The organism is Rhodococcus sp. DT1 (assembly GCF_049844875.1).
In the GTDB taxonomy this organism is placed as follows: Bacteria; Actinomycetota; Actinomycetes; order Mycobacteriales; family Mycobacteriaceae; genus Rhodococcus.
The window spans coordinates 161,394-175,481 of record NZ_JBNCLW010000006.1 but is presented as its reverse complement, the minus strand read 5'-3'; the positions used below and the strand labels follow the sequence as shown (position 1 = coordinate 175,481).

At 66.8% G+C, this 14,088-nt stretch carries 13 protein-coding genes and 1 pseudogene; 6 read left to right on the top strand and 8 right to left on the bottom strand.

Going from position 1 to position 14,088, the window contains the following annotated elements; all coding sequences use genetic code 11:
• Positions 1-3: 3 nt before the first annotated feature.
• The 3 genes from ACLQ3J_RS16825 to ACLQ3J_RS16815 all read right to left on the bottom strand — a co-directional run bounded on the left by ACLQ3J_RS16825 (position 4) and on the right by ACLQ3J_RS16815 (position 3,743).
• Positions 4-1,548 carry an AMP-binding protein gene (locus tag ACLQ3J_RS16825; protein WP_425903947.1) on the bottom strand — a complete coding sequence of 515 codons (1,545 nt, stop codon included), beginning with the start codon at positions 1,546-1,548 and terminating at the stop codon, positions 4-6.
• A gap of 106 nt (positions 1,549-1,654) precedes the next feature.
• Complete coding sequence (locus tag ACLQ3J_RS16820) at positions 1,655-2,323, bottom strand: aspartate/glutamate racemase family protein (RefSeq protein ID WP_425903946.1); 669 nt, start codon at positions 2,321-2,323, stop codon at positions 1,655-1,657.
• Position 2,324: 1 nt separating this feature from the next.
• Positions 2,325-3,743, bottom strand: coding sequence for an MFS transporter (locus tag ACLQ3J_RS16815; RefSeq protein WP_169619847.1), 1,419 nt, complete (start codon positions 3,741-3,743; stop codon positions 2,325-2,327).
• Between the two features lie 238 nt (positions 3,744-3,981).
• Between ACLQ3J_RS16815 and ACLQ3J_RS16810 the strand changes: the two genes are divergently transcribed.
• The 3 genes from ACLQ3J_RS16810 to ACLQ3J_RS16800 all read left to right on the top strand — a co-directional run bounded on the left by ACLQ3J_RS16810 (position 3,982) and on the right by ACLQ3J_RS16800 (position 6,034).
• A complete protein-coding gene (locus ACLQ3J_RS16810) occupies positions 3,982-4,656 on the top strand; it encodes a GntR family transcriptional regulator (RefSeq protein ID WP_169619846.1) in 675 nt (224 codons plus the stop codon).
• 133 nt (positions 4,657-4,789) lie between these two features.
• A complete protein-coding gene (locus tag ACLQ3J_RS16805; RefSeq protein ID WP_169619845.1) occupies positions 4,790-5,047 on the top strand; it encodes a DUF7218 family protein in 258 nt (85 codons plus the stop codon).
• A gap of 54 nt (positions 5,048-5,101) precedes the next feature.
• Positions 5,102-6,034 (top strand): hypothetical protein, encoded by a 933-nt coding sequence (locus ACLQ3J_RS16800; protein ID WP_169619844.1) that lies wholly within the window; start codon positions 5,102-5,104, stop codon positions 6,032-6,034.
• 16 nt (positions 6,035-6,050) lie between these two features.
• Here ACLQ3J_RS16800 and ACLQ3J_RS16795 read toward each other — a convergent pair whose 3' ends face one another.
• Positions 6,051-7,553 carry an aldehyde dehydrogenase family protein gene (locus ACLQ3J_RS16795; RefSeq protein WP_425903944.1) on the bottom strand — a complete coding sequence of 501 codons (1,503 nt, stop codon included), beginning with the start codon at positions 7,551-7,553 and terminating at the stop codon, positions 6,051-6,053.
• Positions 7,554-7,589: 36 nt separating this feature from the next.
• Between ACLQ3J_RS16795 and ACLQ3J_RS16790 the strand changes: the two genes are divergently transcribed.
• The 3 genes and pseudogenes from ACLQ3J_RS16790 (at position 7,590) to ACLQ3J_RS16780 (ending at position 10,318) form a co-directional block, all read left to right on the top strand.
• Positions 7,590-8,039, top strand: a complete 450-nt coding sequence (locus tag ACLQ3J_RS16790) for an Lrp/AsnC family transcriptional regulator (protein ID WP_169619842.1) — start codon at positions 7,590-7,592, stop codon at positions 8,037-8,039.
• A gap of 68 nt (positions 8,040-8,107) precedes the next feature.
• Positions 8,108-9,445, top strand: a pseudogene (lat, locus tag ACLQ3J_RS16785) (L-lysine 6-transaminase).
• Positions 9,446-9,493: 48 nt separating this feature from the next.
• On the top strand, positions 9,494-10,318 hold the full coding sequence (locus ACLQ3J_RS16780; RefSeq protein WP_425903943.1) for a tyrosine-protein phosphatase: 825 nt from the start codon (positions 9,494-9,496) through the stop codon (positions 10,316-10,318).
• A gap of 52 nt (positions 10,319-10,370) precedes the next feature.
• On the opposite strand, the gene ACLQ3J_RS16775 is transcribed toward ACLQ3J_RS16780, so the two are convergent.
• The 4 genes from ACLQ3J_RS16775 to ACLQ3J_RS16760 form a co-directional block, all read right to left on the bottom strand.
• Positions 10,371-10,730, bottom strand: a complete 360-nt coding sequence (locus tag ACLQ3J_RS16775; RefSeq protein ID WP_296549015.1) for a VanZ family protein — start codon at positions 10,728-10,730, stop codon at positions 10,371-10,373.
• A gap of 10 nt (positions 10,731-10,740) precedes the next feature.
• Positions 10,741-11,142 carry a DUF1707 SHOCT-like domain-containing protein gene (locus ACLQ3J_RS16770; RefSeq protein ID WP_169619838.1) on the bottom strand — a complete coding sequence of 134 codons (402 nt, stop codon included), beginning with the start codon at positions 11,140-11,142 and terminating at the stop codon, positions 10,741-10,743.
• A gap of 9 nt (positions 11,143-11,151) precedes the next feature.
• On the bottom strand, positions 11,152-11,961 hold the full coding sequence (locus ACLQ3J_RS16765) for an MHYT domain-containing protein (RefSeq protein WP_169619837.1): 810 nt from the start codon (positions 11,959-11,961) through the stop codon (positions 11,152-11,154).
• Positions 11,962-12,194: 233 nt separating this feature from the next.
• A complete protein-coding gene (locus ACLQ3J_RS16760) occupies positions 12,195-13,985 on the bottom strand; it encodes an acetyl/propionyl/methylcrotonyl-CoA carboxylase subunit alpha (RefSeq protein WP_169619836.1) in 1,791 nt (596 codons plus the stop codon).
• Positions 13,986-14,088: the final 103 nt, after the last annotated feature.

Below are 14,088 nucleotides of genomic sequence, written 5' to 3'. Positions count from 1 at the left end.
TCGTCACCCCGCCGCCGGGACGTAGCGGGCACGCAACTTGTGTTTGACCAGCTTGCCGGTGGGTGTGCGCGGCAGGTCGTCGGAGAAGTCCACACTGCGCGGTGCCTTGAAGTGCGACACGCGGTCGCGGACGTACTCGAGCAGTTCCTGCTCGAGTTCGGGACTCGGCGTGACCCCGTCTGCGAGTTGCACGACGGCCTTGACCTCTTCGCCCATCTCCGTGTTCGGCACGCCGATGACCGCCACGTCGTAGACCTTCGGGTGCAGGGTGAGGACGTTCTCCGACTCCTGCGGGTAGATGTTGACGCCGCCGGAGATGATCATGAAGGCGGCGCGGTCGGTCAGGTAGAGGAAGCGGTCGTCGTCGAGGTACCCGATATCCCCGCTCGTCGTCCAGGTCGGGTGGTCGGGATGTGTTGCCGCTGCGGTCTTCTCGGGGTCGTTGTGGTATCGGAAAGGGTGTTCGTCGCGTTCCCACCACACTGTCCCGATCGCGCCGGCGGGAAGTTCGTTTCCCTCGTCGTCGCAGATGTGGACGATGCCCATGACGCCGTCGCGCCCCACGGACCCGGGCCGCGCGAGGGCCTGCCCGGAGTCGATGAACGTCGCGCCCGCGCCCTCCGTGGACGCGTAGTACTCGTGGATAACCGGACCCCACCACTCGATCATCGCCCGCTTGATCTCCGGTGGGCACGGTGCGGCCGCGTGGATCGCGACCTTCATGCTCGAGACGTCGTATCTCGCCCGCGTCTCCTCCGGCAGTTTCAGCATCCGCACGAACATCGTCGGCACCCACTGGGAGGCCGTGACCGAGTACTTCTCGATCAGGGCGAGCGCTTCTTCGGCGTCGAAGCGGTCCATCAGGATCACGGTGCCGCCGACAGACTGAATGGTGCCGCAGAACCGCAGCGGCGCAGCGTGATACAGCGGGGCGGGGCACAGGTAGACCGTGGTGTCGTCGAAACCGTACATGGGCGCGAACACCGCGGTGTACGGGTCGGGGACGTCCTGCACCTGGCCCACGGACAGGGCCGGTTCGATTCCCTTCGGCCGCCCGGTGGTGCCGGAGGAATACAGCATGTCCCGGCCACGAGGCTGGTCGTCGAGCGGTGACGGATCGTGGCGGGCGAGCGCATCCTCGTAGTCGTCGAAGCCGGGAAGCGACCCGCCGAAGACGAGGCGGTGGGCCACTCCCGGGTACGCCCCGGGTGACGTATCGACCGCCGACAGGGCGTGTGCCGAGACGACCAGGGCTTGCGCGTCGCAGTCGTCGACGATGTAGGCCGCTTCGTCGGGAGTGAGGTGCCGATTGACCACGGTGATGTACAGGCCGGAACGCAGTGCTGCCCAGTACACCTCCATGACGCGCAGGTCGTTGTCGGATATCAACGCAAGATGGTCGCCGGGCGCCAGGCCGGCGGCGCGCAGATGCTTCGCCAGCCGGATCGAGCGTTCGTCGAGTTCCCGGTAGGTGAGCGATTCGCCCGTGGCGGGCCGGATGATGGCCGGCTTGTCGGGGGAGGTCGCGACGAAGTTCCCTGGGTACATGGTCCCCGGTCTACCACAGGGTGTGTCTTAGGACACATTTCCTGCCGAAACACGAGGCTCCATCCATGCGTATGAGGGGCTACCGATGTGCTGCGCCAGGGAGTTGTCAGGCCTGAGGTTCCGCGATCTTTCCGAGTACCCACTCGACCGCGCTGGGCACCGGTTCGATGATCACGACATCGGAGCGAGCAGGCAGAGCGCGGGCTGCGGCGCTCAGAGGCCCGCCGCCGATGATCACGGCTTCCGCTCCCGCCTGTGCGGCCTCGTCTACTGCTGCGGCCAGCTGAGCAACGCTCTCCTCGTGGGCACAGGCGAGCGCGAGCGGCCCCGTGCTGGTGAGCATCACCCCGGCGAAGTCGGCGTTCGGATCGACTCGCGCCACGAGCGAGCACAGGTTGCCGGCCAACTGACCGGTCGTGGTCGCAATGGCAAAGCGTCGGCCACCTTTTCCCGCCGCCAGCACCGCCGCCTCACCGATTCCCACTACGGGAAGGTCGGTCAGCGAGCGAAGTTCCGGCACTCCGGGGTCGCCGAAGGCGCCGACGATGATGGCGACGGGACGGTGAAGATCGATACCCTCCATCGCGGCATCGACCGTGTGTGTCGCGGCGCGGGCCAGAGCCGGCGCATCCGTGATCATGCGTGGGCCGGCCCGCGCGGTTATACCGACGGCATCGGTGTCGGCGTGGGCCAGCGAATCGGTCGCCACCTCGACCAGCATTTCGGTCGTCGCGTCGTTGGTGTTCGGGTTGACTACGAGGATGCGGTCGGCCACGTCAGATGTCCTCGGGCATGGGCTGTCCGACCGTTTCTCGGGGGAACTGCACCGCGATACCGCACACCAGGAAGAGGGCGGTAAGCAGTCCGAACATCGCGCCGACCCCCGAAGCGTCCAGGACGGCTCCGGCGATCAGCGGGAACAGGCCGCCGGACAGTGAGCCGATCGCGAGGATGACGGACGTAGCCAGTCCGCGGATGCGGGTCGGGTACTGCTCGGGCGCGAAGAGCCAGATGGTGGTGTTGAGGATGATGACGGCGAAGTTGAACAGCGCACCGAATATGAGGACGAGTCCGATGTTCGTTGCGAAGAACCCGAACCCGAGGGCCGCGACAAAACCGAGCAGAGCGCCGCAGGTCAGTGTCAGCTTTCGGGGGAGTCTGCGTGCGATCAGCGCCGCGGTGAGTGCACCCGCGAGCGAGCCCGACTGCATGACGAGCGTGTACCAAAGGGCTGTATTGATGGACAGGCCACGCTCGGTCAGGATCACGGGGATGAGCGTGAGCATGGAAATCTGTGCTGCGTACGACATGCAGACAGCCACGCCGAGTGCGAGTGTGGCACGGCGGTAACGCTTCCCGAACATCTCGGTCCAGCGGGACTTCGGCGCGGCCTTTTCGGTCGCGGCCAGGGAAGGGTCGAGATAGGTGACCGAGGTGTCGACCGGCCCGCGAAGTTTGCCCTGAGCGAGTCGTGCGATCACCAGGTTGGCCTCCGCGATCTTTCCGGTCGCGGCGAGGTATCGAGGAGTCTCGGGCAGAGCGCGCCGAAAGACGACCACTGCGAGTGCAGGGACGACGAGGAGTCCGAAGAGCCAACGCCACTGGTCCGGCCCCGAGAAGACGGCGAAGACGATGACGCCGAACAGAGGGGCCAGCATATTGCCCAGACCTGCTGCGGCGACGTTGATGAGACCGACCGCGGTTCCTCGGTGGCGCGCGGAGAAGAACTCGGAAAGCATGATGACGGCGACAGCGATTTCACCGCCGAGGCCGAGGCCGACCAGGAATCGGGCGCCCACGAGTACCTCATAGGTGGGGGCCAAGGCGCAGATGAGCGAGCCGATCGAGAACACGATCAGGTTGGCGCCCAGGAGGGTTCGCCGTCCCAACCTGTCCATCACTGCGCCGGCCAGGATCCGTCCGAGGGCGACAGCGGTGAAGGTTGCCGTATTCAACAGGCCGATCTGCGCTCCCCCGAGACCCCACTCGGATTTGAGTATGGGACCGGCGATACCGACGGTGTTCTGTTCGATTGCGTCGAAGAAGACGCCGAACAACACCATCGCGACGATCCCGAGGTGTGCGGACGTGACGCCGATCCGCGAGTACGCGGCTTCGATCTGGCCGCTCAGCGTGGCCTTTTCGGCCGGATCGCCGAGGGGCGCATCGGTGGAATGGGTAGCAGGAGTGCTCATCAAGCTTCCTCCGTTTGGTATACCAGCAGGTGACGAGAAAGCTATCGAGCGATACGGCAGTCTGGGTTGCCGTCGGGTTAAATAGCCGTTTCATCACGTGCGATTCCGCGTAACAAGACGGTCTCTGGTCCTTTGTGTGCAGCTCTCCCTGTCAAACAGGAGGCACGTTGGTATACCAACGCTCCGCAGAACTACGCTCGGAGGGCGCGCATGATTATCGATCGAGCGGAAGGCGTCCATGACTGCGATGAACGGGCACTCGAACCTGTCTCGATGGGTTTTCGAAGAGATTCGTGACCGCATCAACGACGGACGTTTGGCCGCCGGTGAGTCGCTCAGTGAGCGGGACCTGGGCGCAGAATTGCAGGTTTCACGGGTTCCGATACGCGAAGCGCTACCGATGCTCGAGGCGGCCGGTCTGGTGTCTCTGTCACCGCGCCGGCCCGCAGTCGTCACGAGGGTGAGTCGTAGTGGTGTGAATCAGTTGTACGACATCAGATCAGCTCTCGAGCCCTTGGCTGCCCGGCGCGCGGCCGCCGCCGTAGCGAGCGGCAAGTCCCCGGAGCGACTGTCAGCGGCGTTGCGCGCCGCCGCAGGTGCTCTGGCGAGTGGCGCTCTCGGTGATTTCCACACACAGAGTGGTGCCGTGCACGCAGAGATCGAACAGCTCTGCGGGAACGACTTGCTGGGTGTGCTCATGGATCCCCTTCGTGAGCGCAGCACTCGCCTGAACGTCGCCAACATCCATCAGGATCCGCAGGCACGCCACGCGGAACATGTCTCTCTCGTCGAAGCGATCGTTCAGGGCGATATCGAGCTGGCCTCTTCGCTTGCCCATGCACACGTCGAATGGGGCAGGCGCCGGACTTTCGAGACGCTGTCGTCCGTTCCCGGCTTCGACCCCGACAGTTAGCCTCTTCCGAGGCCGTTCGGTGTGTGCGTACCGCAAAGGGCTGCCGGGTGTCTGGGCGCAGGTGTTCGTCCTCGAGAACGTGTGTAGGTGGGAACGGACGGGTATACCCCGCACACATCGAAAGGAGAGCACGATGCCGAACTCGTCGATCAAGAACGAAAAGATGTACGAAGAGTTGCGGGACGACGGCGCGTCGAAGGAGAAGGCTGCCCGGATCTCCAACGCTGCCGCTGCCGAGGGCAAGTCGAAGGTCGGGAAGCGAGGCGGAAAGTCCGGGTCGTACGACGACTGGACTGTCGACGACCTGAAGAAGCGGGCGAAAGAACTCGGCTTGAGCGGTTACTCGAGCATGCGCAAGAACGAACTCGTGGACGCGTTGCGCAACCACTGACGGGAAGGCAACCTGGACTCGCGTGGCCACCCCCGGCCCGCGAGAGGGGCAGGCATGGCATTGAGCGTGGACGGCGACACCCTGTACTTCGAGTTCCCCGAAGTACACGGGGAAGCCGAACTGGCCGTCTCGTTCCACCGCACCGTCCGGGTGCCGGACGACGGGAAGCGCTACCCGCTGCCACCGAGCCTGGGCACCTTTCCTCTACGTGTTTTGGACGAGCACATCGTCCTGCCCGTATGGCAGTCCGAAGCCTGCTGGATCAAGTTCGACACTCGTTATCCGTTTCTCGTCAAGGTCGGAACCGGCGACGTCGACGCGGTGACGGGCGGGCCCTGGACGCCGGAACCCGATTTCGATGCCGAGGACTATTTCGAGGTCCCGGAACAACCCTGGCTCGACGGGTTCTGTGTGGACGGCGGACTGGTCCGCCAGTTCGTGGCGATGCCGCTGGGTGCGGGGTACACCGTCGAGGAACAACTCGGTCGCGGGCCGGCCACCGGGGGAATCCGGATCGCCGCGTCCCCGATGAGGGCCGACGTGTACGAGCGGCGGCGCGCGCGAACCGACGACCGGCAGCACATGATGACCTTCGCGCCGCCTCCGCCGCCCGGCATGGGACTCGGCGCGGGCGGTTCGATCACCCAGCGCGTCGCGACGCCGGTGGAAGAACGCGGCGTATGGGACACGGGCCGTCGCTCGGCTGCGCACGTTGCGCTGGTCAACAGCGTGCAGTGGGAAACCCTGACGGGAACAGCGCCGCCGACCGAGCCGATCACCGCGCGCGAGTACACCGAGCGCGGGTATCCGTGGTTCGAGGTGTACGACGAGTCGGTCGCGCGGGAAGCGGCCACGGCACTGTCGGGTGTCGAGACCGTCTCGCGCGTGCTCGCCCGCCGAGGGGACGACCCGCTGGCCGGAAACGAGACCGTCGACGTGCCCGAACTCCTGAGGATCCGTCCGCGGAAGGGCCGGGACCGCGGTTGAGATCCGCCGTTGGGGCTCAGCCGAATTCGACACCCTGGGCAAGCGGGAGTTCGTTCGAGTAGTTCACCGTGTTGGTGGCGCGGCGCATGTACGCCTTCCATGAATCCGAACCCGATTCGCGGCCGCCGCCGGTCTCCTTCTCACCGCCGAACGCACCACCGATCTCCGCCCCGGAGGTACCGATGTTGACGTTCGCGATACCGCAGTCCGAGCGGGAGAGGAACTGCTCGGCCTCCCGTTGGTCGAGGGTGAAGATCGACGACGACAGCCCCTGGGGGACTGCGTTGTTCAGCGTGATCGCCTCGTCGAGGTCGTCGTAGGTGAGGACGTACAGGATCGGTGCGAACGTCTCCTCCCGTACGACCTCGGTCTGGCCCGGCATGCGGACGAGTGCGGGGGAGACGTAGACCCCCTTCCCGGACACGTCGACACGGTCGCCGCCGGCGACGACAACGCCGCCGTCGGCAGCGGCGCGATCGAGAGCAGAGCGCATCGCCTCGTACGATTTCTCCGAGACGAGCGGACCCACGAGGACTCCCTCGTCGAACGGATTTCCCACGCGCAAGCCGGAATACGCGGTTGCGAGCCGCTCGACGAGCGTGTCGGCGATCGACCGGTGCACGATGAGCCGCCGGAGTGTCGTGCACCGCTGCCCGGCGGTACCCGCGGCGGCGAACACGACGCCGCGCACCGTGAGGTCGAGGTCGGCCGACGGAGTGACGATCGCTGCGTTGTTGCCTCCGAGTTCGAGCAGGCACCGGCCGAATCGAGCGGCGACGCGGGGAGCAACCGCCCGCCCCATCCGCACGGACCCGGTTGCGCTGACGAGCGCGATCCGCGGATCGTCGGAAAGGGTTTCTCCGACGCGGGCGTCGCCGAGAAGCACGTGGTGCAGGCCGTCGGGCGCGCCCACATCGGCGGCAGCGCGCCGCAGGAGTGCGTCACACGCGAGCGCGGTGAGCGGCGTGGTCTCGGACGGCTTCCACACCACCGGGTCGCCGCACACGAGCGCGATCGCGGTGTTCCACGACCACACCGCTACCGGGAAGTTGAACGCCGAGATGACACCGACCACACCGAGGGGATGCCATGTCTCCATCAGGCGGTGACCCGGACGTTCGGACGGCATGGTCCGCCCGTACAACTGGCGGGACAGCCCGACGGCGAAGTCGCAGACGTCGATCATCTCCTGAACCTCACCGGCCGCCTCGGACGGGATCTTCCCGACCTCGAGTGTGACGAGTGCTGCCAGGTCGCTCTTGTGCTCGACGAGGAGTTCGCCGAGACGTCGGACGAGTTGTCCGCGAACCGGGGCGGGCACGTGTCGCCATTGCTCGAACGCGCTTGCGGCGGTCGAAATGGCGAGATCGACGTCTTCGGCCGAGTGGAGGGGAAGTCGAGCGAGTTCGGTGCCGTCGACCGGGCTCGTGACGCCGAGGACACCGTCCTGCGGAAGTTCGACTCCGCAACGGCTCAGGGCCGCCTCTGCTCGGGTGCGGAGGTCGGAGGTCGCATTCATCGGTGTGGTCCCTTCGTGCTCGGATAATCTGCGCGGGTGCCGGAATCCCCTAAAGACGCGCTGGACGAGATCGATCGATTGCTGTTGCGCGAATTGGAAGCCGACGGGCGGGCCACCTTGGCCGCGCTTGCCGACAAGGCGGGCCTGTCGGTGTCCGCCGTCCAATCCCGGGTACGACGCCTCGAGTCGCGCGACATCATTCGCGGGTACAGCGCCAGAATCGATCCCGAGGCGATCGGACTCGCGCTCTCGGCGTTCGTCGCCATCACCCCTCTTGATCCGTCTCAGCCGGACGATGCACCGGCGCGATTGCGCCATATCGACGCCATCGAATCCTGTCACTCGGTCGCCGGGGACGAAAGCTACATCCTCCTCGTGCGTGTCGCCTCGCCGCGCGCGCTCGAACATCTGCTTCAGCAAATTCGTGCGACCGCGAACGTGGCAACCCGGAGCACCGTCATTCTCCAAACATTTTACGAGCGGTGACGGTAAACGCCGGTAAATTTCTTGTAATGAAGACCCTTTACTGAATGTTCGGACGTATCGTTCCCGGTATGAGTACTGCACTCCGGCGCCCGGACAGTGACGGATCCCTCCTTCCCGACCGCGTTCACGACGTACTGCGGCAGCACCTGCTCACGGACGGAGCAGACCTCGTCCTCGACCTCGAACGCTCACGCGGCCTATGACTGGTCGACCAGCGCGACGGCACTGTTTACCTCGACATGTTCGGGTTTTTCGCGTCCTCGGCGCTGGGCATGAACCATCCTGCGCTCGCGGACGACCCCGGTGCCGCAGAGGAGTTCTGCACTGTCGCACCGAACAAGCCCAGCAACTCCGACATCTATACGGTGCCGATGGCCCGGTTCGTCGACACCTTCGCCCGGGTCCTCGGGGACCCGGCCCTGCCGCACCTGTTCTTCGTCGACGGCGGTGCGCTCGCCGTCGAGAACGCTCTCAAGGCCGCGTTCGACTGGAAGAGCCGCCTCAACGAGTCCCGCGGACTCGACCCCGGCCTCGGAGGCTCGGTACTTCATCTGACCGAGGCGTTCCACGGGCGGAGCGGCTACACGATGTCGCTCACCAACACCGATCCGGTGAAGACCGCACGCTTCCCGAAGTTCGACTGGCCGCGAATCGACGCGCCCTATCTGTGCGACGGCCGCGACATCGCCGCGGCGGAGGACCGCGCGCTCGACCAGGCGCGCGCCGCATTCGCCGAGCGCCCCCACGACATCGCGTGCTTCATCGCCGAACCCGTCCAAGGGGAGGGCGGCGACCACCATTTCCGTCCGGAGTTCTTCCGGGCCATGGCGGATCTGTGCCGCGCCAACGACGCGCTGTTCGTGTTCGACGAGGTGCAGACCGGTGTCGGACTCACGGGCACCGCCTGGGCGTATCAGCAGTTCGGCGTGGCTCCCGACCTCGTGGCATTCGGAAAGAAGACGCAGGTGTGCGGGATCATGGCCGGCGGGCGGATCGACGAAGTGCCCGACAACGTCTTCACGGTGGGCTCGCGTCTCAACTCCACCTGGGGTGGCAATCTCACCGACATGGTGCGCGCCCGCCGCATCCTCGAGGTGATCGAGCGGGACGGACTGGTCGAGCGTGCCCGCATTCATGGGGCGCATCTGCTGGCCGGAGTGCAGCAACTCGCCGCACGCCATCCCGCGGTGACGGAGCCGCGCGGCCGCGGGCTGATGTGTGCGCTGACCCTGCCGTCACCGGACATGCGCGACGCGGTGCTGCGCGACCTGTACCGCGACGAGCGCGTTCTCATGATCGGCACCGGCACCCGCGGTATCCGATTCCGGCCCCCGCTGACGGTCACGACAGCCGAACTCGACGAGGCGCTCGCCGCCGTGGACCGTGTCCTCGGGCGCCACACCTGAGCCGCGCGGGGCTTCCCGGTTCCGAGCGCAACGCCGTAGGTTGTCGACATGACCGACGCACTGGGCAACGAGGCCGCCGCAGACACCGCCTTCGCGATCCCGTCACTGGCGAACTTCCGCGACATCGGCGGATGTGCGAGTTCCTACGGTGGCGTGGTTCGTACCGGGGTGGTGTACCGCTCGACCGACCTGAGCCGGGTCACCGAGACCGATCTCGACACACTCACGGCACTGCACATCGCGAACGTGTTCGACCTCCGCACCGCGGCCGAGCAGAAACTCCGTCCGGACAAGCTTCCGGCGCACGCCCGGCACGTCGCCCTCGACGTCCTCGCCGACCGAAACAACGGGTCCATCGCGGCAGCGCTCCCCGACATCGTCGCCGATCCCGCACTGGCCGCCCAGGCGTTCGGTGACGGCCGCGCCGTCGAATATCTGCGGGGGAGCTACCGGGACTTCGTGACGTTGCCGAGCGCTCTCGCGTCGTATCGCGCTGTCGCGGAAGGTATGGCGCAGGGCGACGTTCCCGCGCTGGTCCACTGCAGCGCGGGGAAGGACCGGACGGGGTGGGCCGCAGCGTCCCTGCTCCTGTTCGCCGGCGCCGACGAGGATGCGGTGTTCGCCGACTACCTGCGTACCAACGACATGCTGCTGCCCGCTTTCGACACGATGTTCGCCCGCTTCGCCGAACGCGGAGGTGACCCGGACATCCTCGTTCCGATTCTCGGTGTGCGGCGCGAGTACCTCGAAACCGCAATCGACGAGGCGCTGACCCGGTACGGCAGCATCGAAGGATATTTTGCGGCCGGCCTCGGTCTCGGCGACACCGCGCTGCAGGCGCTGCGCGACCGCCTCGTGGCCCCGCAGGAGTGAGCGTTCGCCGGGCAGGCGGTACCTGACGAATAGGCCGGTGCCGCAAACGGTTTCAGCGTGCGCGCGCTGCGCGGGTGCGGCGGCGGAGCGCCTCGGCGACGGCGAGGCCGACAAGGATGCCGAAGAGGTCGGCGCACCAGTCCCAGACCGATCCCGAACGCCGCACGGCGACGGTCGCCTGCAACACCTCGGTGAGAGCTCCGTACGCGGCCAGCCCCACCAGCGTGATCGCGGGGGAGAAGCGCGCGAAGCGGGAGCAGTACGCCAGCACCGCGAACATGAGCGCGTGGGTCACCTTGTCGGAATGCGGTGGCCCCGAGGGAGTGGTGTCGCCGGGCAGGAGGAGCATTACCGTGACCGCGATGACGGCAACCACGAGTGGCAGCACTCGCTGCCAGGCGAAAACGGGCATGGCGCCAACGTTAGTCGGCACCGCCGGGCGGCCGGTCCGAGGCTCGCCATTCCGTGACCAGGCGGTACGCCCTGCGCCCCAGCATCCAGAGGGCGACGAGCGCGAGGAGAATCGCGATCGGGTGCCGGATCGCGACGAGGATCAGCAGCGCGACGAGCACCAGCGGGACCAGCGTCACGAGGTTCAGATAGAGATTCTCGCGGGCTGGTGGGGGCACCAGGGCTGCCGGCGCCGACGGCAGGTCGCGGAACAGCGGAACCAGGTCGCCGCGGGTCCGGGCTTCCGTCGCGCGAGTCACACGCTCGTCGAACTCGTCGAGCGTGAGCCGGCCGGCCGCGAAGTGGTCACCGAGCAGCTGCACGGCTTCTTCGCGTTCGGCCGTTCCGATACGTACTTCGGGACGCTCGCCCATGGGTCCAGACTAGTGGAGATCGGACGTGCGGGGCGTGCCCGAATCCCAGGCTGCGATCTCGGCCTCGGCGCGCAGATCATCGTGGCTCGGTGACGCCAGCAGCAGCAGCACGATCGCGCCGAGGACGACGAAACCTGCGATGAACCCCGGGAACATCAGCGACATCACGGTCATCCCGGTGGGTTCGGGCGCGTCCGGCAGCACGTGCACTGCCACCCCGGCCATGCCGGTGTAGTGCAGCGCGACCACCGCGGAGGCCATGACGGCCGCCGCCACGACGCGCATCGCCGCACTCTCCGCCGCACCCGACAGCCACAGCGCGGTGAGAGAGGCGACCACCCCGATCAGCACCGATCCAGCGATGTACGGACTCTGTTGTTCGAGTTCTCCCTGAACCCGCACCGCCGACATTCCGGCGTAGTGCATGGCGGCGACCGCGAGGCCCATCACCACGCCTCCCACGGCCAGTCGTTCACCCGGCGACCAGGACCGCAACCGTCGCACATCCGCCTGCAGGATCCACAGTCCGAACCATGTCGCGCCGATCGCCAGAGCGACGGAGAGCAGGGTCGGTGCCAATGCGTACCTGACCGGCGATCCCGGAAGCGAGAAGCCCATCATTCCGATGAAGTGCATCAGCCAGATGCCGACGCCGCCGATCGCGACGCTCGCGAGGAAGGTCCAGCGTGCCCGGGACCGGGCGACCCGCGTGGCGTGGCGGGCGCAGGTCAAACCTGCGTAACACCCGACGGCTGAGGCGAACCAGCCGAGAGCGAAGAGCCACATTCCCATGGAGAAGTGGTGGAGTTCGTGCGACATACGTCCCCTTGACGGAGGGCGGCACGGGCCCCTCCACGGCATGCAGGGGCTGCGTGCCGCGCATGGATTGGACAGCGACAACGACCCCGACAGTCTCGAAGAGAATAGGTCACAATGCCCCACGCCGATAGGTCCGAAGTCCCACGACGAGGTGTGGAACCGGTCACGTGCGCATATGACGGAGGCCCCCGCACCGACGATGCGGTGTGGGGGCCCCTCGAGACGTGCTGGTGCTACTTGAGTTCGGCGAGGACCGTGCCCTGCGTGATGGCGGAGCCCGGCTCGACCGTGAGGCCGGTGACGACGCCGGCCTTGTGCGCCGTGACGGGGTTCTCCATCTTCATGGCCTCGAGGACGGCGATGAGGTCGCCCTCGGCGACTTCCTGTCCTTCGGTCACGGCAACCTTGACCACGGTGCCCTGCATCGGCGCGGTGACCGCGTCGCCGGATGCCTTGCCACCCTGGCCGCCGCCGCGCTTGCGGGCCTTCGGCTTCTTGCGGACGACGCCGGGGGCGCCACCGCCGCTGCCGAGAGAGAACTGGCCGGGAAGCGACACCTCGACGCGACGTCCGCCGACCTCGACGACGACGTTCTGACGCGGCAGGACCTCGTCCTCGTCCTCGACCGCACCACCCGGGGTGAACGGCTCGATGGTGTTGTCCCAGTCGTTCTCGATCCACTTGGTGTAGACGTCGAACTTCTCGCCGTCGCCGACGAACGCGGGGTTCTCGACGATGTGGCGGTGGAACGGGATGACGGTGGCCAGACCGTCGACCTCGAACTCGGCGAGCGCGCGTGCCGCGCGCTGCAGCGCCTGCTCGCGGTTCTCGCCGGTGACGATCAGCTTCGCGAGCATCGAGTCGAACTGGCCGCCGATGACGTCGCCCTGGACGACACCGGAGTCGACGCGCACGCCGGGGCCCGTCGGCTCGCGGTAGACGGTGATGGGGCCAGGGGCGGGCATGAAGCCACGGCCGGCGTCCTCGCCGTTGATGCGGAACTCGAAGGAGTGGCCGCGCGGAGTCGGATCTTCCTTGATCTCGAGTTCCTCACCGTTGGCGATGCGGAACTGCTGGCGCACCAGGTCGATGCCTGCGGTTTCCTCGGTGACGGGGTGCTCGACCTGCAGTCGGGTGTTGACCTCGAGGAAGGAGACGGTGTCGCCCTGCACCAGGTATTCGACCGTGCCGGCGCCGTAGTAACCGGCCTCCTTGCAGATCGCCTTGGCCGAAGCGTGGATGCGGGCACGCTGGTCGTCGGTGAGGAACGGCGCGGGGGCCTCCTCGACAAGCTTCTGGAAGCGACGCTGCAGCGAGCAGTCGCGGGTGCCGGCGACGATGACGTTGCCGTGCTGATCGGCGAGGACCTGGGCCTCGACGTGGCGGGCCTTGTCGAGGTACTGCTCGACGAAGCACTCACCGCGGCCGAAGGCTGCGATGGCCTCGCGGGTAGCCGACTCGAACAGTTCGGGGATTTCCTCGATGGTCTGCGCGACCTTCATGCCGCGACCGCCGCCGCCGAAGGCTGCCTTGATCGCAACGGGCACGCCGTACTGCTTCGCGAACTCGACGACCTCGTCGGCGTTCTTGACGGGGTCCTTGGTGCCGGCCGCCATCGGGGCCTTCGCGCGCTCGGCGATGTGCCGGGCGGTGACCTTGTCGCCGAGGTCGCGGATGGACTGCGGGGAGGGGCCGATCCAGATCAGGCCCGCGTCGATGACAGCCTGGGCGAAGTCGGCGTTCTCCGACAGGAAGCCGTAGCCGGGGTGGATCGCGTCGGCGCCGGACTTGGCCGCAGCGTCGAGGATCTTGTCGAACACCAGGTAGGACTCGGCCGAAGTGGTGCCACCGAGCGCGAACGCCTCGTCTGCGAGCTTCACGAACTGTGCATCGGCGTCCGGCTCAGCGTAGACAGCGACACTGCCGTACCCCGCATCCTTCGCCGCGCGGATGACCCGCACAGCGATTTCGCCGCGGTTCGCGACGAGCACCTTCGTGATCTGCGCGCTGGCATGACTGGGCACGGAGCCTCCTGCTATCGATCGTTAGGTTATTTCCGTCAAGCGGCAGTCTAAGCACCAATCCGCTAGACGATGTAACCGGATGGCTTCTACACATTACGGTGCC

What these genes read in the sequence shown, in the direction of transcription:
- ACLQ3J_RS16775 (WP_296549015.1), bottom strand. Translation starts at nt 10,730, where the DNA reads ATGCCCGTTTTCGCCTGGCAGCGAGTGCTGCCACTCGTGGTTGCCGTC.
- ACLQ3J_RS16765 (WP_169619837.1), bottom strand. Translation starts at nt 11,961, where the DNA reads ATGTCGCACGAACTCCACCACTTCTCCATGGGAATGTGGCTCTTCGCT.
- ACLQ3J_RS16780 (WP_425903943.1), top strand. Translation starts at nt 9,494, where the DNA reads ATGACCGACGCACTGGGCAACGAGGCCGCCGCAGACACCGCCTTCGCG.
- ACLQ3J_RS16810 (WP_169619846.1), top strand. Translation starts at nt 3,982, where the DNA reads ATGACTGCGATGAACGGGCACTCGAACCTGTCTCGATGGGTTTTCGAA.
- ACLQ3J_RS16815 (WP_169619847.1), bottom strand. Translation starts at nt 3,743, where the DNA reads ATGAGCACTCCTGCTACCCATTCCACCGATGCGCCCCTCGGCGATCCG.
- ACLQ3J_RS16795 (WP_425903944.1), bottom strand. Translation starts at nt 7,553, where the DNA reads ATGAATGCGACCTCCGACCTCCGCACCCGAGCAGAGGCGGCCCTGAGC.
- ACLQ3J_RS16770 (WP_169619838.1), bottom strand. Translation starts at nt 11,142, where the DNA reads ATGGGCGAGCGTCCCGAAGTACGTATCGGAACGGCCGAACGCGAAGAA.
- ACLQ3J_RS16800 (WP_169619844.1), top strand. Translation starts at nt 5,102, where the DNA reads ATGGCATTGAGCGTGGACGGCGACACCCTGTACTTCGAGTTCCCCGAA.
- ACLQ3J_RS16825 (WP_425903947.1), bottom strand. Translation starts at nt 1,548, where the DNA reads ATGTACCCAGGGAACTTCGTCGCGACCTCCCCCGACAAGCCGGCCATC.
- ACLQ3J_RS16805 (WP_169619845.1), top strand. Translation starts at nt 4,790, where the DNA reads ATGCCGAACTCGTCGATCAAGAACGAAAAGATGTACGAAGAGTTGCGG.